The following is a 22,345-nucleotide window of genomic DNA, read 5'->3' on the forward strand; positions in this document are numbered from 1 at the left end:
GTGTCACCTCTACTGTGCGTCGCGGCTTGTCGGAGAGACCGGTGCATTACTTGCAGGTGCCGCAGGCAACGATGTCGTTGGTCCAGTGGCAGCTCGAGTGATGTTCCCCGTGCTCGATTGTTGTGTTTGTGGTGCTGTTGCCGGCTGCGCTATCGTTTTTACCGGTGCTGCCGTTACCGGTGCTGTTACCGCCGGTACTGTTGCCGCCCCAGTTGTTGACCCCGCAGCGACAGGTTGCTCAGTGGCCGTTGCCGTACCCGTCGCTGCTGGCGCTGTTGCATTCGCAGCAGCAGGAGTAGCGGTTGGCGCAGTACCGCTGGTCTCAAGCTGCTTTAAGCTCGCGGCTTTTTCTATATCTAGCGCTTTGTTATCTAAATTCTCATGCTCAATATCATGTTGCGTCTGTTTGTTCAGCACTAAAATACTGATACGACGGTTAACCGGATCATCCCCTGGTTGCTCTTTCAAGCGCATCGTCGAGGCCATGCCCACTACCCGCAGCACTTTTCCCTCATCCAAACCACCGACGAGCAATTCACGCCGTGAAGCATTAGCGCGATCAGCCGACAATTCCCAGTTGCTGTAACCTCGTTCGCCATTGGCATACGGCAAATCATCGGTATGCCCAGACAAACTGATTTTGTTTGGTATGTCATTCAAAATAGGCGCGATCGCACGTAAAATATCGCGCATATACGGCTCTACCTGCGCACTGCCCATCTTAAACATTGGCCGATTCTGGCTATCAATAATCTGAATTCTTAGCCCTTCTTCCATCATGTTGATCAGAAGATGTGGCCGTAATGCTCTCAGTCGCGGGTCGGATTCGATTAATTGATCCAATTTTTCCCGCAACTTATTAAGTCGATACTCTTCTTTGCGGCTTTCTTCCGAATCGATGTGCTTGCGTACCTCACCCACTTGCTGAGTTGGGTCATCACCGCCCCCCGGAATCGGGCTACTACTGGAACTGCTCTTATCACCACTGGTTAATGCTACTTTCAATGGGGTACGAAAATATTCCGCAATTTGTGTCAGTTGTTGCGGGCTGGAAACCGATAGCAACCACATCACCAGAAAGAAAGCCATCATCGCTGTCATAAAGTCAGCGTAAGCAATTTTCCATGACCCACCATGATGACCGCCACCATGCTTGGCTTTTCGCTTTCTGACCACAATAACGGGGTGGTTCTGATGCTTCATGCGTCCTCTTCTGTCGCTTGCGGTGCCGGAGCTTTCACTCTGCGCACATGCTCTTCCAGCTCAATGAACGATGGACGCTCAGTGGTGTATAGCGTTTTGCGGCCAAACTCTACGGCAATTTGTGGCGCATATCCGTTCAGACTGGAAAGCAGTGTCACCTTGATGCACTGCATCATCTTGGTGGTTTCTGCACTCTGTTGACGCAACAAGGTGGCCAAGGGTGAAATAAATCCGTATGCCAGCAAAATACCCAAGAACGTCCCCACCATTGCATGGGCAATTAGCGCCCCAAGTTCTGCAGCTGGCCGGTCGGCGGAAGCCAGGGCATGCACCACCCCCATAACCGCAGCAACAATACCGAATGCGGGTAACGAATCCCCCACCATCGCCAGGCTACCTGCGGGAACTTCACATTCTTGCTCGTGAGTTTCGATCTCTTCATCCATCAGAGCTTCGATTTCAAAAGCATTCATATTTCCGCTGACAATTAACCGTAAATAATCGGTAATAAATTCCACTAATAGCTTATCGGCCAAGATCCGAGGATAATTAGAGAAAATTTCACTTTCACGCGGACTTTCTATATCCCGTTCTAGTGACAGCATCCCCTGTTGGCGGGATTTAGCTAATAAACGGTAAAGCAACGCCATTAAGTCCATATACAGGACTTTGTTATATTTAGAACGGCGCATCAATTTTGGCATGGCCTTTATTGTGGCTTTTATGGCTTTACCGTTGTTACCCACGATAAATGCACCAACACCCGCACCGCCGATAATTAAAAATTCGGCTGGCTGATACAGTGCGCCAAGGTTGCCACCAACAATCATGTAGCCACCGAAGACCGCACCTAAGACCACGATATAACCCAAAATAACTAACACGCGACATCCTTAGCAAAGTGTATGGGTGGAAGGTGAGGCGTTAGCACTCTTTGAGTACGATGAATTGCCATTAGCTGGCTACAGGAACGGTATCCATACCGCTGCTGCAACCAAAAACTCTGACAACTCAAAGAAACTCAAACTGCGCGTCTAACCTGCTCATCCAGCAGTTGTGAAGTAATATCGGCAGATGGCGGAGAAAGTTTACGTTTTTTTACTGCGCGGGAAGGTGGCTGGCAGAGACTGCAAACAAAGCTGTTTCGTGGTTGATGCGCATGGGTGATAAAAGTCCCACCACAGCAATTGCAACCAGAGAGTTGCAACATACCACTGTCAACGAATCGGACCAGAGTCCAGGCGCGAGTTAACGCCAGTAATGGCGGCACTCCAGACTGGTCAGGACACTGTTCCAGATAAAGACGATAGGCCTTAATAACGGCCTCGACACCGGTGCATTGCCCGCTTTTCAGCAAGAAGCTGTAAGCGTTATAAAACATCGATGAATGAATATTCTGTTCCCAGGTCATAAACCAATCAGTCGAAAATGGCAGCATTCCTTTAGGCGGCGGACTGCCTCTTAGCTCCTTGTAGAGCTTAATTAAACGCCCTCGGCTAAGTTGCGTTTCGCTTTCAAGCATCTGCAAACGCGCACCTAAAGTGATTAACTCCATTGCCAAATGAATGTCTTTGGCTTCCTGGACAATACTTTTCTCAACCATCAGTCATGCTCTTTTTTTAGGCGCACTACCGTTTTGTAACGATAGCTCGTGGAGTAAATGACTCGACAAAAGGATCCCTGTATGGATTTGCTGCAAGTCATCTACACGAGACTCTTTCGTCAGATGATGAATAGTGTTGTGATCACTAAAACGGAAATGGCAGACTAACTGGTTAGTCTCAGCTAATTTAACCATTTGTGGCAAAGTTAACTGCGCTAATGCGTCGGCCATAGTATCTGTAATACCCAGACGAAACATCGCTGAAGCTTTCTCATCATTAATTAGCCGTTGAGCCAAAAGCAAGTAAGACAAATTAATATCATAAATATGTTTGAGTAATTCAGACGTACTCATTTTATACATCCCGACTGATTATGTTTTAAAACATAAGTTGGATGATAGTATTTTTCACCCAAGACCTGGGATCCTTCCCGATAGACAGTTAATTAAGCCCTTTAGAACTAAAAGTAATTAAAACCTACTGGTGTTACATTACAAAAATACCATTTTGGTATGAAATAACATGTCGTAAACTTGGCAGCTTTATTGAACGCTGCTCTGATAGTGCATCTTGCTGTGAAACTTTTCTTACAAAATATTAGGATTATTCCTAAAGAGGCCCAACTCTACTCCCGAATCGTTAGCACATACAACGTGACTGGTGATTCATTTTAAATGTAATGTGATATGCATCACAAAAATAAAATATAAAGTCATTTTTTACCCCCAAAATCGTTCATTTTTCACCCACCACACTGGTTAAAAAACACTCACAAGTCAGAAAAGAGCTAAAAAACTAGATATATAGGCCAAATTCTTAGCGTTTTTAGATCATTTCGAACAAAAGTATTCCCAAAGCAAAATAGCAGCACATAAATCTGTCATAACCCGAAATTTGTAGTGGTAAGATCTAATTGAGCCCGTTATAGCTCGGTTATCCTGTCAGTAACAATCCGAAACTATTTTGCTTTAACGAATATTTATGCAATTTCAAAAAAACGTTTATCGCTTATTTATTAACCCACTCAACTTTTAACGTTAATAAACCTGACAACACGTATTAAAAAAGGCAACAGAAGTAACTGCATGTTTCAGACCAACGCTAGCGTATACATTTCACTTAGGCACATTTTAAATTTTGGTCCATAGATACATCTTTGATAATTAATTGTAAATAAATTGTTATATTGTTTAATTAATAATGTTTGAAGCATAAGTTACAAAATGCGTTAAATTGCCATTATTTTAATTAAGTTCCTATCACAATTCATATTATTGCTACCTCGTAACCAAATGTGACTGACATCTCATTTATCAAATGTGTATTCCCCTAACCTTTAATCTGTAGCCGTGCTTATGGGAGCTTAATGATGGGATACAGGAATGTACTGGTCGCAGTTGCTCTTTCACCCGATAGTCAGCAGTTGGTTAATAAAGCCGTTTCTATCGTACGGCCCTATAATGGGAAGGTTTCGTTAATTACCCTGACTACCGAACCGGAAATGTACAGCAGTTACGCCGCTCCCATGTTGGGTGATTTGCGATCTGTGTTACAAGAAGAAGCGCAGCTATTTATGGAAGAATTGGCGATTAATGCTGATTATCCCATAACGGATAGATCCATTGTGCATGGTGAGTTCGCTGATAGCATGGCGTATGTTTGCCAGCAACAGCACATTGATTTGGTTATCTGCGGTAATCACAGTACCCGGCTGATGAATAAATTCTCCTGCTCTGCTGCCAAGCTGATTAATACCAGTACTGTTGATGTGTTGATTGTCCCACTTTGATTGACCCATAGTTGCACATGCGATAACCATGCGATTAACACAGCGATACCTTTCGCTGTCTTGTCGCACTATTAGCTGAAACCATCCCGCCAAGTTCTACTATTATTTTCAACACACGTTATTTTCAACATTCGCTATGTTCACTATTTGCTATGTTCACTACCTACCTTTTTACTACGTCCAAGTAAGGGAATCTGATGCCTCAAGATAAAATCAATAACCGCCGTATTCTGCTGGCTTCTCGACCGCATGGTACGCCTGGCAGTGAAAATTTCGCATTAGATATTCAACCTATTGCGCAACCCGCAGCAGGTCAGGTGCTGTTTCGCACTCGCTATTTGTCTCTTGACCCTTATATGCGTGGCCGCATGAGCGATGCCCCCTCTTATGCTGCGTCGGTGGAAATTGGCGATGTCATGGTGGGTGGGGCCGTTTCACGCGTTGAAGCCTCTAATCACCCAGAGTTTCAAGTGGGGGATTGGGTTTTGGCCAACAGTGGCTGGCAAGACTACACGCTATCGGATGGTTCTGGTGTCCGCAACTTGGGGCCACAGCTCTCCCATCCTTCACGCGCTCTGGGCGTTTTGGGCATGCCTGGTTTCACCGCTTACATGGGGCTATTAGATATTGGTCAGCCCAAAGCAGGCGAAACTCTGGTCGTTGCCGCAGCCAGCGGTGCGGTTGGCTCCGTTGTCGGACAAATTGGTAAACTAAAAGGATGCAAAGTTATCGGCATAGCCGGAGGGTTGGAGAAATGCCGCTATGTGGTGGAAGAACTAGGTTTCGACGCATGTATTGACCACAAGGCAACCGACTTTGCGCAACAATTGGAGAAGGTATGCGTTGAAGGTATTGATATTTATTATGAAAATGTAGGTGGCGCAGTATTTGACGCTGTATTACCATTGTTGAACCCACGCGCCCGTATCCCGGTATGTGGATTGATAGCACGCTATAATGACACGGAATTACCGGATGGCCCGGATCGTTTGCCGCTGTTGCAAAGTATCATTTTGCGCAAGCGGATTAGAATGCAAGGGTTCATCATCTTTGATGACTACGGCCATCTTTTTGGTGATTTTTTACAGCAAATGACGCAATGGGTTGATCAAGGCAAAATCAAGTTCCGTGAAGACCTGGTCGATGGACTAGAAAATGCGCCACAAGCCTTTATCGGCCTACTGGAAGGCAAGAACTTTGGCAAGCTGGTGATTCGCGTCAGTAACGAATAGTCGAAATAATTCCGGGGCCAACTCGCCCCGGAAACTGTTATATCAATACCCTAATAGCAACAAATAGCCTTGCCGGATATAAAACCTAAACATTAATCGAAGCAATTACAGCCACTCGCCGAACCGGCGGATATAGAACTGCTTCATCATTTGCGCAACAACGCAGTAGCTTATCAATGTACCCGCTAACCATGGGAAATATTGCCACGGCAATGGTTGTAATCCGACTAATGCTCCTAATGGTGAGAACGGAATATAGATACCAATAGCCATGACCAATCCGGTCGTCAAGAGCACCGGCAAGGCGGCTGTACTTTGGATAAACGGTATTTTTTGCGTGCGCAACATATGGACAACCAACGTCTGCGATAACAGACCTTCAATAAACCAACCTGATTGGAATAAAGCCTGATGCTCAACGCTGTTCGCAGCAAAAACAAACCACATCAGTGCATAAGTTGTAATATCAAAAATTGAGGAGGTCGGCCCAATCCATAGCATAAAGCGGCCAATATTCTTAGCATCCCACTTACGTGGTTTACGTAAAAATTCTTTGTCCATTTTATCCCACGGTAAAGAGAGCTGGGAGATGTCATACATCAGGTTTTGTAACAGCAGGTGGATAGCTAACATCGGTAAAAAAGGAATAAAGGCACTGGCAACCAATACTGAGAACACATTGCCGAAATTCGAGCTGGCCGTCATATTCAGGTATTTGATAATATTGCCGAAGGTCTCACGCCCTATAATGACCCCCTCTTCCAGCACCATCAGATTCTTTTCTAACAGAATAATATCAGCCGACTCTTTAGCGATATCGGTGCCGGTATCAACCGATATCCCCACATCAGCATCGCGTAATGCCGGGGCATCATTGATGCCATCGCCAAGAAAACCAACGGTATGCCCATTGCTTTGCAGCATTTTTAGCACCCGTGATTTTTGCAAAGGGGTGAGCTTGGTAAACACCGTGCGCAACTCCACTTCACGCGCGAGTGTTTCATCATCCATACCTTCAATGTCACGACCACTCAGCGGCTCCCCCGGTTCCAAACCAACATCGCGGCAAATTTTTGCCGTAATAATCGGGTTATCGCCAGTTAAGACTTTAACTGCAACACCATTTTCACGTAGTGCGGTAATAGCAGCCTCGGCGCTCTCTTTTGGCGGATCGAGGAAAGTCAGTAGCCCTTGAACAACCAAATCACATTCATCAGCAATATTTAACGGTAATTCGCTAATCTGAGTCCCTAACTCACGGGTTGCCAGTAACAAAACACGAAAACCGTCTTCATTATATTGTGTAGCTAACGCCAGTAATTTGGCTCTGCGGACGTCATCCAGTGGGTATATCTTATCCCCCTCGCGAACTTGGGTGCAGATACTCAGCATCTCTTCCACTGCGCCTTTGCAGATTAAGCGCTGATGCTGTTGCTCATCTTTTACCACAATTGACAAACGGCGACGGATAAAATCAAACGGTAACTCATCCACTTTGTTAAAGCTGCGCAAAGCATCGATTTCTGGTTTACCACGGCTAAATTTTATCACCGCCTGATCCATCAGATTTCGCATACCACTTTGATGGAAACTGTTAAGCCATGCCAATTGCAGTACTTTACTGTCATTGCTGCCACTGGCATCCAGATGGTGTTCAAGAATGATGCGGTCTTGGGTTAATGTGCCGGTTTTATCCGTGCACAATACATCCATAGCACCAAAGTTCTGTATTGCATTCAATCGCTTAACCACAACTTTACGCCGCGACATAGCAATGGCGCCTTTTGCCAGGTTAGAACTGACAATCATCGGCAACATTTCAGGGGTTAACCCAACCGCCACTGCCAGTGCAAATAGTGCCGCTTCAGTCCAATCACCTTTTGTAAAACCATTAATCAGCAATACTATTGGTACCATTACCAGCATAAAGCGGATCAATAACCAACTGACACTGTTGACGCCACGATCAAATGCCGTCTGCGCACGCGTACCAACAATCGACTTAGCAAGCGAGCCGAAATAAGTATGCCCGCCAGTAGCCACAACCACGGCCATTGCCGTTCCACTGGCAACATTCGTTCCCATCAGACAGATATTGGATAGCTCAAGTAACTCACTCTCACTATTGACCTCCGCATCGACTGACTTCGAACTGATGGTCCCCATTGCGTCATACTTTTCAATAGGGATAGCCTCTCCAGTTAGAATCGCTTGGCTGATAAACAAATCTTTGGATTTAATCAGCCGTAAATCCGCTGGAATCATATCTCCGGCTGATAATAGAATAATATCGCCGGGCACTAACTGCTTAATCGCAATTTCTTGCTTTGCCGGTTGGGCGCTATGGCTACTACGACGTAATACTGTGGCGGTGGTTCGCACCATCGATTTCAGAGCTTCAGCCGCTTTATTGGTCCGGTACTCCTGCCAAAAACGCAGTAACCCACTGATCAATACCATTGTCACAATAATACTGGCACCAACCAGATCAGTTTCCTCTCCGTGTTGTAATGGCAGCCAATAATCAGTAAAGAAACTGATTGCCGCCAATATCATCAAAACAAAAATAAAGGGGTTATTAAATGCCGCCAGTAACTGAACCAATGCTGGGGGCGCTTTCTCATGCGCAACCTGATTAATACCGTATAATTCCAGCCGCTCCCGGGCATCCTCTTCTGTCAGGCCATTTAAATTAGCATTCAACTTGGATAATGTTTGATCCAGACTGTTTTTGGCTTCCTGCGCAATAGCAAAAGGTTTTCTATTATTGCTACGGCCAGTGGCTGTTTTTTTGAATTGGGTCATAACGCTTCTCTTTTAATTCTAAACGCACAGGGCTTATCCGCTCAATTGCCGAGAGATAAATGTGCTGAACTATTATTGCGCTGCTAATTTTATATTTAATTAGCAGCAGCTAATTTGGTTAACTCCGGGGTGATCGTCCATAGCAACTCCTTACTACCACATGGGTCAGCATTTAATTATTTACTGCGAATTTAAGTCACTTATTAGTGAGTAAACTACTTTGCAATTAAACCGGTAATTCAGATGCAATGCGCCAATGAACTGCACTGACGCTCCGCTCCAGACTGACACGGCAAACAATACCTTCAATTTCTTTTTGCGCTGCGGGTGTCGCCATTATTTCTGCGCACACTTCCAATTGGCCGGGTTTAGCAATATCTGCACTACAAAGCGACTGTAACCGTAATGCGACGCCATTTAACGCCTGCAAAATAAGGGTGCGAACCAATATCTCATCTTCCGCACCACAAGTGACCTGAATCCGGTAACGAACCTCTAAATCTATAGCTTGTTGCTGAGGCTGCATATTAATCCGTTGCGCCGCCTCACGTAATAATATATTGGCACACAGAATAACCGCAGTGGCAGCCACCGCATTCCAATATAATCCCAAGCCACAAAGCACACCGATCCCCGCCGAGCACCAGAGCGTTGCGGCGGTATTCAAGCCACGAATATTCATGCCTTCACGCATAATGACACCCGCGCCCAGAAAACCAATTCCAGAGACAACTTGAGCGGCAATACGGCCAGGACTATCAGGGGATGTAGCATAAGAGCTGAGAATAAATACTGCGGCACCGGTCGCAACCAATGCATTAGTACGTAAACCCGCCATACGCTGACGCCATTGTCTTTCTGCGCCAATTAATGCGCCCAAGCACATCGCCAGTAATAAATTTACGACAAAAGGAGTTAATGCCATGATTCTCTCCATGAATTAATCATTGGTAGAATAATCATGTGCTAGTTAGCACACAGGTAATTGTGCTGAAACATATAACCTAAAGTTATGAATCAGCAATAGCCTGTATTTATGCCAGGAGGAAATAGTGCGTGGTTGTTAAATACCATAATAGAAACCCGAAACAATACCCTCGATGATTAAACATCGAGTTATATATCAAACCCACAGTAATTGAAGTTATAACCAGACCACAAACGAATAAATCTCGACGGCTGGCTCAAGTTTGTGTTTTAAGTGAATAAACACCATCAACACCACTATAACTTCAACTAATTAGGATCTACTTGGGTATGCACAACTCAGGATATTAGAGAGGGTGCTGCCCGCCATTTTCGGCAAGCAACAAATCAGTAGAGAGATAGGTTAGCTTGCCTTGCTTATTTGACTACTACTTTGCGTATCCATTAATTTCTCCACCTAAATTTTCCAAGAGTATAGTTGCGTGTGATAATTATGTAAAGCCTATATTTCTAAACAAAACCTAAACCAGCTCCAGTGAATTAAATAATAAACTTAATATTTATAATATATCGATTATTTGTGTCGCACCATCATCAAGCCGTTGAGCCTATATTAGGTATGCATAAGAATAAAAGCAGGGATGCGAGAATCAATTTGAGCGCTCTCACCTGCCGTTACTCACGCCGATATCCTTCTCGCCTCGCTCAATGACCTTAACGTAAAGGTAACTGAGGCATAACGTCTATAGCCCCTCATCCAGCCAGCACCGCCTATTCCGGTGTTCTCCCCATCAAGTCATTGACGCAATTACAAAAATATAATGAGTCTTTAATCCAAATTGCGATCGTGATCTCATTTATAACCCTAACTATTTTAGGACCGTTGCCGATAGGTTCTTAAAGGACTGTTGAGATTTTTTTTACATATAGGGGTGGATTAACTTTAAGTAGCGATGCCTATACCCGCAGTAATCGGTGTTACAGCGCACAAAGCTATAGCATCAGATATACCGGGTACATCAGGCCAGGACCTTTCCTCGAGCGACTATAGAAACGGAACTAACAATGAAACGTGGAAGTACGCATCAGCCATTGGATATAAAAATAGCGCCAGAACAGAATAAAGATACGAAAGTATTATTTATCAATAACATGCGTCTGGTTACTTTGTTTATCGCCATCTTGGCGGGAATACTGCTTTTATTTGCAGCCGCAATTGGGACGTCTGGCTATTTCTTAAAACAGAGTAACCAATCACTGGAAGAGGCGACACAAGAGCTGGATATTCGCCTTGGCCTGTCCAACAGCTCGAACCACCTGCGCACTGCACGCCTTATTCTGATTCAAGCAGCATCAGCGGCACGCATCGGTGATACCGAGGGTTATCAACAAGGGCTAAAAAACGCTGAGAGTCGTATTACTCAATCGCAGCAAATGTTTGATCTCTACTATAACCGTCCGGTTAAATCCCAAACGGATACCGCATTAGATGTACCATTGAAAAAAGCCTACGAACAGTATCGCGACGAGGGGATGAAAATCATGCTCGACGCGACGAAAGAAGGACATTTTGAAGAAGTTATCTCCCTTGAGACTGAAAAACTTAATCAGTTAGATGATGCTTATAATGAGCCACTGCTGAAAGCCCTTAAATACCGTACCGAACAGGCTAATCAAATTAATCAAGCAGCCCAACAAGAAGCACGGCTTGGTTACATGCTGATGGGTGGTGCTTTTATTCTTGCTATCTTGCTGACAATCGTGGCTTTTTTAGTGATCAGCAAAGTCATCATCAAGCCAATTAATTGGCTGGTAGAACGTATCCAGCGTATTGCTCAGGGGGATTTGACACAAACGTCAGTCTCATTTGGTCGTAACGAAATTGGTGTGCTGGGTAACAATATTCAGCAAATGCAGGATTCGTTATCCATCACTGTTGGAGCCGTGCGCAGCAGTGCTGAATCTATTTACCAAGGCTCTAGTGAAATTGCTCTGGGTAATACCGACCTTTCAGCGCGTACCGAGCAACAAGCCGCATCACTTGAACAGACAGCCGCTAGCATGGAGCAACTGACCGCAACTGTGAAACAAAATGCGGAGAATGCCCATCATGCAAGTCAGTTGGCTGCTGATGCCTCAGGTAAAGCTGCTCAGGGTGGCGATATTGTTAATGATGTTGTTAGTACTATGGATAAAATATCCCTCAGTTCCATGAAAATTGCTGAAATCACCAATGTAATTAACAGCATTGCTTTCCAGACCAACATTCTGGCACTGAATGCGGCGGTTGAAGCTGCCCGTGCGGGTGAACAAGGCCGTGGTTTTGCCGTGGTGGCCAGTGAGGTCCGTAATCTGGCACAACGCAGTGCCGATGCTGCCAAAGAGATAGAATCGTTGATTGAGGCCTCAGTTGATCTGATTGGTGATGGATCAATTCTGGTATCGGATGCCGGTAAAGCGATGAACCAGATTGTAACGGCCGTTACTCATGTAACTGATATTATGGGTGAAATTGCATCCGCTTCTGATGAGCAGAGCCGTGGTATTAGCCAGGTTGCCCAAGCAGTTTCAGAAATGGACAATGTTACGCAACAGAACGCCTCTTTAGTTCAGGAAGCATCAGCGGCGGCAGCTTCTCTTGAACAACAAGCTGAAATATTGACTCAAGCTGTTGCAGTATTCCATTTAAAGGGTCACAACCCTGCCCCGTCAGTTAAAACACCTGCACCGATGTCTGCCATGCAAAACAACGCGGCCAAGAATAAGAAGTCCGGTGACGACGCACTAAACTGGGAAACATTCTGAGTTAGCGCTAGAAAATCGTTCAATCAAGCTATGATTTAGATAGTTAGATAGCAAAACCGGAGGCAAGGCGCACTCACCTTCCTCCGGTTTTTTGCATTACTCACAGCACAACAGGCTGAATGCAAATGTTACTGGTGTAGCGGCTCGACAAAGGTACCATCATGGCTATCAATCTCGTTAAAGAACCAGACACCTGCCGGGTAATCTTCCAACGAAACCAAATACATGATGCCCTCACTAAACTGCTCGACCTCTAACACAACCCCCTCGCGCCGTGGGCCACCATCAGTTTTTACTGTCACCCGATCATTCACTTTCATGATATTACCTTCAATTAAATCAATGCTGCTAGTGTAGTACAGAATCAGGTGAGAATGATAAGGTTTACGTATAAACAACGGTATGCTTTCGCTAAATATAATTGCGGATAATAGCCGTGCCGGTTTACTTAATAAGGGAACTTGAGTGAATCAGAATAGAGGAAGATGAAGCAGAGGGTCTTACCGGATAGCAGAAAGTAAAAAACCCGCCTTAGCGGGTTTTTTTATAATCAGCCAAAGGCCAATTAGATTGCAGTTACGTTTGCTGCAGACGGACCTTTAGCACCGTTCTCGATAGAGAACTGTACATTCTGGCCTTCAGCCAGGGTCTTGAAGCCTTGATCTTGGATTGCAGAGAAGTGAACGAACACGTCTTTGCTGCCATCAGCTGGAGTGATGAAACCGAAGCCTTTAGACTCGTTGAACCACTTTACTTGACCTTTCATCATGTTAGACATGTGTATTTCCTTTATTAAAAAAATTTGCCACCATGGGCGTGTTATAGCCGGTTATCAGTCGTTACTTATGGAGGCACTATGAAGGAAATTCGTCAGTGAAGAGCTATCAACGATAACGCTTTAAATATGAACCACTTTACTCAAGATGTCGTGCATAAATAGGTCTGTACCACAGGCCGAGACGCATTAACTCATGACCGGCTTTTAATAGCAACTGTTTTTAGCTGGCAAACTGTAGATTCTTGTTTACATGGCTAAAATAAAACCAAAAAAGCTATTAATTATACTCTTGCAGCCCGTTTTTACGCAGAATAATCATAATTTTTATTGTTACTAAACTACTGCTGACCAAACGCGTATGGTAATGAAAAGGACAAAATGCGTTAAATGGGCAGTTTTACGCCATGTTTGCCAGCGGGTACTGAAAGTTTATCTCATGAATTTGCTATGATATGCGCCCACCTACCCCTGAGAGGAACACATGAGGCCTAAGTCTGTCACTTTAGATGATGTCGCACGCCAGGCGGGAGTGTCATATCAAACCGTATCACGTGTTTTAAACCAAGCACCTCATGTCTCACCAAAAACCCGCAGCAAGGTCGAACAGGCCATGGCTGACTTAAACTATGTCCCTAACCGTGTAGCACAGCAATTGGCAGGGAAACATAGCCTTACGCTTGGGCTGGCAACCACAGACCTCGCGTTACATGCCCCCTCTCAAATAGCCGCAGCAATAAAAAGTAAAGCGCGTGAGCTAGGATACGCAGTAGTGATTGCCATGGTCGATGATCAAACTGCCCCTGCTTGCCAGCAAGCGATAAATGAACTGCTAGCCCAACGGGTTGATGGCATCTTAGTGAATATTCCTCTGAAACCTAAAGCCAGTGCGATAATTGCCCAGCAATGTGCGGATACTCCGGTATTGTTTCTGGATGTGGATCCACAATCCACCGCTTTCAGTGTGTTGTTTGACGCCAAGGTTGGAGCCATTCAGGGAGCTGGGCACCTCATTACCTTAGGCCACCAGCAGATTGCCTTTATCTGTGGGCCGAAAAGCGCGATTTCAGCCCAGTTACGTTATCAGGGCTGGCTACAGGCACTCAATGACGCCTCGTTAACCCCTCAGGCGGTCTACTACGGCGAATGGAACGCCCGAAGCGGCTATCAGGCCACACAGAGGCTCATTGCCAGCAATATTCCTTTTAGCGCTATATTGGTCGCTAACGATCAAATGGCTCTTGGTGTATTACGCGCGCTGCATGAGCACAATATCAACGTGCCAGCGCAAGTCTCGGTCATTGGTTACGATGACACCGCAGACAGCGCCTATTTCCAACCGCCACTGACAACGATCAGGCAGGACTTCAAGCAATTAGGGGAAGAGAGCGTTTCCCGCCTGATTGTCAGGCTGCACCACACCATTGAGCCACCGTCTGGGTCTCTCTTGTTAGCCACTGAACTGACAATACGCCAAACAACAGCACGCTTTAAGCGCTCTATCCTTAAAAACAAATAAATGCGATCGCTCTCGACTATTTATCCAACCGCTATTTACTTTACCTGCCGCTGAATTCATCTTTACCGCATTAGAATTGTGAGCGCATAACATTTTTCCTATTTGATCACTTGCCAGCGCTAAAAAGTATCCACGTACATCGCAGAAATGAGGCTGATATCATGACGTCACAGCAAAAGGTTCAACAGCAGGTTCAACCCCCCTTGGCACAGATTTTGTCGCGTAGAGATTGGGAAAACCCGCAGGTGACGCAATATCACCGCCTTGAGGCACATCCTCCCTTTTACAGTTGGCGTGATAGCGATAGCGCAAAAAATGATATCCCTTCGCCACAACGGTGTTTACTCAACGGACAATGGTCATTCAGCTATTTCGACCAGCCAGAAAGGGTACCAGATGAGTGGGTTGAGCACGATTTACCCGGTGCGACACTGCTGCCCGTCCCTGCCAACTGGCAACGCCATGGTTACGACACCCCTATTTACACCAATGTCCAATACCCTATTCCGGTCGATCCGCCGCGAGTACCGCAAGAGAACCCTACCGGTTGTTATTCACGTAATTTCACTTTAGAGCCAAATTGGCTGTCATCTGGCCAAACACGCATTATTTTCGATGGTGTCAGTTCCGCATTTTATCTTTGGTGTAATGGGAAATGGGTGGGGTATTCCCAAGACAGCCGCCTGCCCGCAGAGTTTGATCTCACACCTTACTTACAGGACGGTAATAACCGCATCGCCGTTCTGGTTCTGCGCTGGAGTGACGGTAGTTATCTGGAAGATCAGGATATGTGGCGCATGAGCGGCATTTTCCGTGATGTCAGCTTGCTTCACAAACCAGAGATTCATTTGCGGGATATTCATATCACCACTCATTTATCTCCAGAATTCAGCTCTGCTAATTTAGAAGTAATGGCAGCAATAAATATCCCCGCCCTCAGCATCAACGACCCGCACATTACCGGGGCTTACCAAGTTCGCGTACAATTGTGGCTGGCAGATAAGTTAATTAGCAGTTTGCAGCAACCGCTAGGTACCCAAGCTATTGATGAGCGAGGGCAATACACTGATCGTACCCATCTTAAGCTGCGGGTGGAATCCCCCTTTTTATGGAGTGCAGAACAGCCCACGCTGTATCGCGCTGTGATTTCACTGCTCACGCAGCAGCAAGAACTGATTGAGTCAGAAGCCTATGATGTCGGCTTTCGACAGGTTGCCATCCATCAAGGTTTGCTTAAGGTTAATGGTAAAGCGGTATTAATTCGGGGGGTGAATCGTCATGAACATCATCCGCAAACCGGTCAGACCATAGATGAAGAGAGCATGCGACAAGACATCATTCTGATGAAACAGCATAACTTTAATGCCGTGCGCTGCTCACACTATCCAAACCATCCATTGTGGTACCGCCTGTGTGATCACTATGGCCTGTATGTTGTGGACGAAGCCAATATTGAAACACACGGTATGCAACCTATGGGGCGGTTAGCGGACGATCCTCAGTGGTTTTCTGCATTCAGCGAACGAGTCACACGCATGGTTCAGCGTGACCGTAATCACCCTTGTATCATTATTTGGTCTTTGGGCAACGAATCTGGCCATGGCGCAACCCATGATGCCCTCTATCGCTGGATTAAAACCAATGACCCAACACGTCCGGTGCAATACGAAGGCGGCGGAGCAAACACGCCCGCGACCGATATTGTATGCCCAATGTATGCTCGCGTTGATGAGGACCAACCTTTCCCAGCGGTGCCCAAATGGGCAATCAAGAAATGGATTGGTTTGCCTGATGAATCTCGCCCATTGATACTGTGTGAATACGCTCATGCAATGGGGAATAGTTTTGGTGGATTTGCCCGTTACTGGCAGGCATTCCGCCAATATCCTCGGTTACAAGGGGGGTTTATTTGGGATTGGGTAGACCAAAGCCTTGTCCGCGATGATGAGAATGGCGAACCTTATTGGGCTTATGGTGGTGATTTTGGTGATAGCCCCAATGACCGTCAATTTTGTATGAACGGGTTAGTTTTCCCTGACCGCAGCCCTCATCCCAGCTTGTATGAAGCACAATGCGCGCAGCAGTTTTTCCAATTTTCATTACTGAGCACCACGCCACTGGTGATAAGTGTTACCAGTGAATATCTGTTCAGGCACAGCGATAATGAACAGCTCTATTGGCGAATTGAATTAGACGGCGAATCGATACTGGAGGGTGATTTTTCTCTTGATTTATCTCCTGAGGCTACGCAGCACTATAGGCTGGCAGAGCAATTACCTCTTACAACTAAACCCGGTGATTTATGGTTAAACGTCGACGTCAGGCTGAGAACAAAAACATCTTGGTCAGCCAGTAACCATCGCAGCGCCTGGCAGCAATGGCGTTTACCTCAAGCGTTATCTATACCCTGCCGCTCTGTGCCAAATAGCACTGAGCTAAACAGTACCGAGCCAAGCGAGCTTCAGCTCATCCAAGATGCACACGCTATTATGGTGACTCACCAGCGGCAGCGTTGGCAGTTCAATCGCCAAACTGGCTTGTTGGAACAATGGTGGGTGGGTGAATTACCGATGTTACTTAGCCCGCTGTGCGATCAATTTGTTCGTGCGCCACTGGATAACGACATCGGTATTAGCGAAGCAACCCGTATCGACCCCAATGCCTGGGTGGAGCGTTGGAAAAAAGCAGGGATGTATCAATTGGAACAACGATGTCTATCGTTGCACGCTGATAGCCTCTCCCATTCAATACAAATCTGTGCCGACTACAGCTATGAGTTTGCCAATGAATCGCTATTGCATTCACATTGGCTATACCGTTTTGATCAGCAAGGCCGTATGACCATTGATGTTCAGGTTAGAGTGGCAACATCACTTCCCCCTCCGGCCAGAATCGGCATGTGCTGCCAACTATCAGATCTCGCTCCACATGTTGACTGGCTAGGATTAGGGCCACATGAAAACTACCCTGACCGCCAGCTTTCGGCACAATATGGTCAGTGGTCACAGCCGCTTGAGCAGATGCATACCCCCTACATTTTCCCAAGTGAAAATGGTTTACGCTGTAATACCCACACCCTGCATTACGGCAACTGGCAATTAACCGGTCGCTTCCATTTTGGTATCAGCCGTTACAGCACGCAGCAACTGATGACAACCAGCCACCAGCACTTACTAAAACCAGATCAAGGTACTTGGTTGAATATCGATGGGTTCCATATGGGGGTCGGTGGTGACGATTCATGGAGTCCAAGTGTTCACGCTGATCACTTGCTAACAGGTGAAAGCTATCACTATCAGGTCTGCTGGCACTATAAGGGCTAGGTTTAGCTGACAATACGGCTGCTATCTCGTCGCCGTACTTTGGGATGGTTTTTGGCAAAAATTTCAGATTTATACCTATAGCGTAAGAAAAGTAATGTTCATACAATCAAAGCGTTCCAAACATCTCTTAGTCTTGATTGTAGCCCTGCAAGTAAGCCATACATGCACGACTCCTTTGCAAATTTGTGCGCCCACACTGTTGGGCGCTTTTTTGTTTTCTACTTCACTGATATTTTCTGACGCCTCCCCCCTGTAATCACTTAAGCACATTCTCGTCATGAATTATTTCCATTACCAGACTAAGATACTCTCGTAATCATCGGCATAGCATCGGAGTTACCACCTTTAGGCGACAAGAGGAATATTATGACATCGTTAACACACCTCCCGGCGAATATGGTCGCGATTGAAATCACTCAGTCTGGTGGGCCAGAAGTCTTAGCCGCCGTACAGCGCCCAACACCTATGCCTGCTGCGGGCGAAATATTGGTTAAAGTTTCAGCCGCAGGTGTTAACCGCCCTGATGTAATGCAACGCCGTGGCCAGTATGCGCCACCGCCAGGAGCCTCAGATATTCCTGGATTGGAAGTTGCCGGCGAAGTAGTCGCCATTGCGGCTGATGTTAGCCGCTTTAAGATAGGAGACCGCGTGTGTGGGTTGATAGCTGGCGGGGGTTATGCTCAGTACTGCGTCATACATGAAACCAATGCCTTACCGATTCCCGCCAACCTGACTGATATCGAAGCTTCGGCGCTGCCAGAAACATTCTTCACCGTATGGACCAACCTATTCCAACGAGGCCATTTTAGCGCTGGTGAAACAGTCTTAATTCATGGTGGGTCTTCGGGTATTGGGACGACTGCAATATTACTGAGTAAAGCATTTGGCGCACAGACAGTGATTGTCACTGTGGGTTCAGAGGAAAAACGCCAAGCGTGCCTGAAATTAGGGGCAGATGTCGCTATTAACTACCACACTCAGGACTTTGTCGCTGAAACTAAACGTGTGACTGCAGGTAAAGGCGCTGATGTCATTGTTGATTTAATTGCTGGAGATTATGTCGGGCGTAATTATGAAGCGGCAGCCATGAATGGGCGTATTGTTCAAATTGGTACACAAAATGGTAACGCTAAAGATCTTAACCTAATGTTAATGTTGCTAAAACGCCTGACACACACCGGTTCCACTTTACGCTCGCGCAGCGTTGCAGAAAAAGCACTGATTGCTCAAGAACTGGAACAACAGGTCTGGCCTATGCTGGGTAAGGGCAACATGAAACCGCAAATCTGCCAAACATTCCCACTGGCAGAAGCGTCAAAAGCACATGAGCTAATGGAAAGTAGCACACATATCGGGAAAATTGTTTTGACCGTTTAACACGGCACAGAACTGTAAATACCGCTATTATTAACATTCATTCGCTGAAATCGACACTCAAGGGGTTGATTTCAGCGAATGAATAATATACATCACTGTTAGCCCTTATCTACCTATAACAGTTTAACCAACTAATTTATTCAACTGATATACTTTAGATTTAACCTTCCGTGCTAATCTAGAACGAACCATTATGGTTTAGTTTTTATGAGTTATTAATCACAAGGTCATAATTATGGACATAATTAAAAAAATATTAATTGACGACATCGCAAGAATAAATCAAAAAGAAAAACGAGATGGTCGGTTAAAGTTTAACAGCGATTTTGTCTACAAACATCCCTATCTTTGCCTGGCAATGCTGGTGTCATATTTTTTAGTCTTAGTTTTAATGTACTTAACACCCTATTTTGGCACTGGATATATGATTGCATTTACTGCTTTCTTTGCGCTAATGTCCGCTGTGCTAATGATGGAAATCAAGCCCGTATTTAAGTTTGAAGATATTGGCATCCTTGACTTACGCGTTTGCTACAACGGTGAATGGTTCTTTAGTCGTGCGTTATCGGCACAAGCGATTGATGAAATATTGAATAACAAAAATATCAGTGATGACTTTAAACTTCGCTTTAAACATATTATTAATAATAAAGGCGAAATAGATTTTTATGATGTCTATGATTTGGCCTATTTACAAAAAAAGTCCGCACAATTCAATGAGTCAAACGTCATATCATCGTTAGCCAGTTCGTCAGTTATCGGGCAGTAAACGCCAGTATTTAGAACACTGTTGCCCCGCCAGGGGCTTTCAATCGTAATATCTAATTAGCCTTTTTATCTATCACGTACATTGGTTTTGTTAGGCAGATATAGTTAATATATTTAAATATTGCCTATAATAAGCGTAATATACCTAATAAAAAGAGGCTGATAGACATGGATAAAATTGACGAGCAACTGATAGCTATTTTAGCGGAAAACTCTCGGATATCTCTAAAAGATCTGTCACAACAAGTAAACCTATCGTCTCCAAGTACATCCGAACGTCTGCGGCGTCTTGAAGAGCGCCAGATCATCCGCAGCTACACTCTCGACTTAGACCAGAGAGCTTTCGGCTATAATTTGCAGGCCATTGTTCGTATAAAGCCACAGACGGGAATGTTGCACCGGGTTGCACAGATGATTCAGGAAACACCTGAATGTGTTGAATGTGACAAAATAACCGGCGACGATTGCTTCATTAGCCGTCTGTTCATTCAGTCGTTGGAGCAATTAGATACCATCACTGACCGCTGGGCTGAGCACGCCGACATTCATACCTCAATCGTAAAATCATCCCCTGTTATGCGGCGACTACCCCCATTAATGCAACCCTCCCAGAGAGAAAAAATCTAAAATCTGTGCCTCCAGACTCACTTTATTTATAATAAAGAGTTATGCTTTCTACCATTAGATAGATATCAAGAAACGGATAGTTGATGAGCAGTGGAACCCTAAGTCAAGCGTCAGAGTCATTGATTCTAACGCTCCCCAATAGCCATTGGGATCAGTGTGAAACAGAAGGAGCCAGCGCTGTTGAGGCTCTGGAACAAGGTAAAGTGCTATTTTTACCTCATCTGGCTTTTGAACTAAGCGAGCAGGAAAAACAACTGCTGAACCCTGCTTTAGTTGATGTTAAGCGTAAAAATATCAGTTTCAAGCCGCTGGAAGGCACGTTAACCGGAGTCACTGATGAGAGCAAAGTTGCCTTAACCCGTCAGTTACTTGAACGCTACTACCAAAGTTGCCTAAGTTTAGTTACTCAATTACTGCCAGAATATAAATCTGCCCTGCGCAACCCAACTAACAGCTTACGTTTACACCCAGTTACTGCCTGGCGCGATAATACATCGTGGCGTAAAGACGATAGCCGCCTCCATATTGATGCTTTCCCTTCGCGCCCTAATTATGGTGAACGTATCATCCGTATATTCACCAATATCAACCCTCACGGCGAACCTCGGTCATGGCGTGTAGGTGAAGATTTTACCCAACTGGCCAGCCGCTATTTATCACAACTGGGTCGCTATTCGCCTATTAGTAGTTGGCTGCAAAATAAAGTAGGTATCACTAAACGCCGCCGTAGCCATTACGACTATCTGATGCTTCAGCTACACGACAAGATGAAGTCCGATTTGGATTATCAAAAAAATGGCCTGCAACAAGCCATTGACTTCCCATCAGGCAGCAGTTGGATCTGTTTTTCAGATCAAACCCCACACGCCGCAATGGGCGGGCAATATATGTTAGAACAAACGTTCCTGCTACCTGTTACTGGCATGAAATACCCAGAGCAATCCCCGCTAAAAATACTGGAATCATTGATGCACAAGTCGCTAATATAATTCATGTTGCTAACCCGCCAAGATGGCGGGCTATATATTAAATGCCTGCTGACCAAGCCTCACCGGTTATATCGCAAGTGAGTTAGCAAAAAAAAATCATTCTGAAGCTTGATCCTCGATAAAAAATAAATATAATCTCCCACATTATGTAAGCCAACTTCACCATACGTTGACTTGAGGTAAATAAACTCACCTCATCGTACGCAATCGATACAGGGTATATTATTGCTCTGTTTTCGCTAATTATAGGCATATATCTTAGATGTCGGTTTTATTATATAGATTATTACCGCATCCTATAATCATGGAATCTGATCAGATGGCGATTGGAGGTTAATATGGTTAAGGTCTATGATAGAAACAGAAACCAAATCATCCCAGGCAAACGTGTCATGGTCGCACAAACTGGGGAAATTGACGTAGCAAAAGCGATCCATGCCGACGGGCTATCCCCAGTGCAGGCCGAACGGGAAAGAGTGGTTGAATTGCAGCATACAGGTGAGCGTTACGTGCCTTTCGATTTAGTCCGACTAGGCTAATAGTGCTGCGTGTATATAATCAATAAATTTAAACATGCAGTTTGCTTGCCGAGAAATGAGATA

At 45.3% G+C, this 22,345-nt stretch carries 18 protein-coding genes; 10 read left to right on the forward strand and 8 right to left on the reverse strand.

Features of this window, described 5'->3' with window-relative positions; translation table 11 throughout:
• Positions 1-9: 9 nt before the first annotated feature.
• The 4 genes from motB to flhD all read right to left on the reverse strand — a co-directional run bounded on the left by motB (position 10) and on the right by flhD (position 3,160).
• Complete coding sequence (motB, locus tag A6J67_RS17025) at positions 10-1,203, reverse strand: flagellar motor protein MotB (RefSeq protein WP_050072969.1); 1,194 nt, start codon at positions 1,201-1,203, stop codon at positions 10-12.
• The gene (gene motA, locus A6J67_RS17030) at positions 1,200-2,087 is read right to left on the reverse strand and encodes a flagellar motor stator protein MotA (RefSeq protein ID WP_005192498.1); all 888 of its coding nucleotides are present in this window, start codon (positions 2,085-2,087) and stop codon (positions 1,200-1,202) included. The genes motB and motA overlap by 4 nt, the downstream gene beginning before the upstream one ends.
• A gap of 137 nt (positions 2,088-2,224) precedes the next feature.
• On the reverse strand, positions 2,225-2,806 hold the full coding sequence (flhC, locus tag A6J67_RS17035) for a flagellar transcriptional regulator FlhC (RefSeq protein ID WP_005192497.1): 582 nt from the start codon (positions 2,804-2,806) through the stop codon (positions 2,225-2,227).
• 3 nt (positions 2,807-2,809) lie between these two features.
• On the reverse strand, positions 2,810-3,160 hold the full coding sequence (gene flhD, locus A6J67_RS17040; RefSeq protein WP_032907926.1) for a flagellar transcriptional regulator FlhD: 351 nt from the start codon (positions 3,158-3,160) through the stop codon (positions 2,810-2,812).
• A gap of 1,016 nt (positions 3,161-4,176) precedes the next feature.
• Between flhD and uspC the strand changes: the two genes are divergently transcribed.
• The gene (gene uspC / locus A6J67_RS17045; protein WP_042570145.1) at positions 4,177-4,596 is read left to right on the forward strand and encodes a universal stress protein UspC; all 420 of its coding nucleotides are present in this window, start codon (positions 4,177-4,179) and stop codon (positions 4,594-4,596) included.
• Positions 4,597-4,793: 197 nt separating this feature from the next.
• Positions 4,794-5,828 (forward strand): NADP-dependent oxidoreductase, encoded by a 1,035-nt coding sequence (locus tag A6J67_RS17050; RefSeq protein WP_050297575.1) that lies wholly within the window; start codon positions 4,794-4,796, stop codon positions 5,826-5,828.
• Between the two features lie 105 nt (positions 5,829-5,933).
• On the opposite strand, the gene mgtA is transcribed toward A6J67_RS17050, so the two are convergent.
• Together mgtA and A6J67_RS17060 are read right to left on the reverse strand one after the other, a co-directional pair.
• Positions 5,934-8,633, reverse strand: coding sequence for a magnesium-translocating P-type ATPase (gene mgtA / locus A6J67_RS17055; protein ID WP_050297576.1), 2,700 nt, complete (start codon positions 8,631-8,633; stop codon positions 5,934-5,936).
• A gap of 226 nt (positions 8,634-8,859) precedes the next feature.
• Positions 8,860-9,558 carry an MgtC family protein gene (locus A6J67_RS17060; RefSeq protein WP_005192492.1) on the reverse strand — a complete coding sequence of 233 codons (699 nt, stop codon included), beginning with the start codon at positions 9,556-9,558 and terminating at the stop codon, positions 8,860-8,862.
• A 1,067-nt stretch (positions 9,559-10,625) separates the two neighbouring features.
• Between A6J67_RS17060 and A6J67_RS17065 the strand changes: the two genes are divergently transcribed.
• A complete protein-coding gene (locus A6J67_RS17065; protein ID WP_050297577.1) occupies positions 10,626-12,365 on the forward strand; it encodes a methyl-accepting chemotaxis protein in 1,740 nt (579 codons plus the stop codon).
• 128 nt (positions 12,366-12,493) lie between these two features.
• On the opposite strand, the gene dsrB is transcribed toward A6J67_RS17065, so the two are convergent.
• Positions 12,494-12,685, reverse strand: a complete 192-nt coding sequence (dsrB, locus tag A6J67_RS17070) for a protein DsrB (RefSeq protein WP_005192489.1) — start codon at positions 12,683-12,685, stop codon at positions 12,494-12,496.
• A gap of 245 nt (positions 12,686-12,930) precedes the next feature.
• A complete protein-coding gene (cspE, locus tag A6J67_RS17075; RefSeq protein WP_002210893.1) occupies positions 12,931-13,143 on the reverse strand; it encodes a transcription antiterminator/RNA stability regulator CspE in 213 nt (70 codons plus the stop codon).
• Positions 13,144-13,624: 481 nt separating this feature from the next.
• Here cspE and A6J67_RS17080 point away from each other — a divergent pair, with 481 nt between their 5' ends.
• The 7 genes from A6J67_RS17080 to ydfZ all read left to right on the forward strand — a co-directional run bounded on the left by A6J67_RS17080 (position 13,625) and on the right by ydfZ (position 22,282).
• Positions 13,625-14,659 carry a LacI family DNA-binding transcriptional regulator gene (locus tag A6J67_RS17080; protein ID WP_042569583.1) on the forward strand — a complete coding sequence of 345 codons (1,035 nt, stop codon included), beginning with the start codon at positions 13,625-13,627 and terminating at the stop codon, positions 14,657-14,659.
• Between the two features lie 161 nt (positions 14,660-14,820).
• Entirely contained in the window at positions 14,821-17,982 is a 3,162-nt protein-coding gene (locus tag A6J67_RS17085) for a beta-galactosidase (protein ID WP_050297578.1), read from the forward strand.
• A gap of 366 nt (positions 17,983-18,348) precedes the next feature.
• On the forward strand, positions 18,349-19,359 hold the full coding sequence (locus A6J67_RS17095) for an NAD(P)H-quinone oxidoreductase (protein WP_042569580.1): 1,011 nt from the start codon (positions 18,349-18,351) through the stop codon (positions 19,357-19,359).
• Positions 19,360-19,594: 235 nt separating this feature from the next.
• Positions 19,595-20,128 carry a YlaC family protein gene (locus A6J67_RS17100; RefSeq protein ID WP_005192485.1) on the forward strand — a complete coding sequence of 178 codons (534 nt, stop codon included), beginning with the start codon at positions 19,595-19,597 and terminating at the stop codon, positions 20,126-20,128.
• A gap of 167 nt (positions 20,129-20,295) precedes the next feature.
• A complete protein-coding gene (locus A6J67_RS17105) occupies positions 20,296-20,754 on the forward strand; it encodes an Lrp/AsnC family transcriptional regulator (protein WP_050297580.1) in 459 nt (152 codons plus the stop codon).
• 83 nt (positions 20,755-20,837) lie between these two features.
• Positions 20,838-21,743: a Kdo hydroxylase family protein gene (locus A6J67_RS17110; RefSeq protein ID WP_005192483.1), complete on the forward strand. Its 906-nt coding sequence runs from the start codon at positions 20,838-20,840 to the stop codon at positions 21,741-21,743.
• Between the two features lie 338 nt (positions 21,744-22,081).
• Positions 22,082-22,282, forward strand: coding sequence for a putative selenium delivery protein YdfZ (gene ydfZ, locus A6J67_RS17115; RefSeq protein ID WP_032907920.1), 201 nt, complete (start codon positions 22,082-22,084; stop codon positions 22,280-22,282).
• Positions 22,283-22,345: the final 63 nt, after the last annotated feature.

This window comes from Yersinia sp. FDAARGOS_228 (assembly GCF_002073315.2).
Lineage (GTDB): Bacteria > Pseudomonadota > Gammaproteobacteria > Enterobacterales > Enterobacteriaceae > Yersinia > Yersinia intermedia.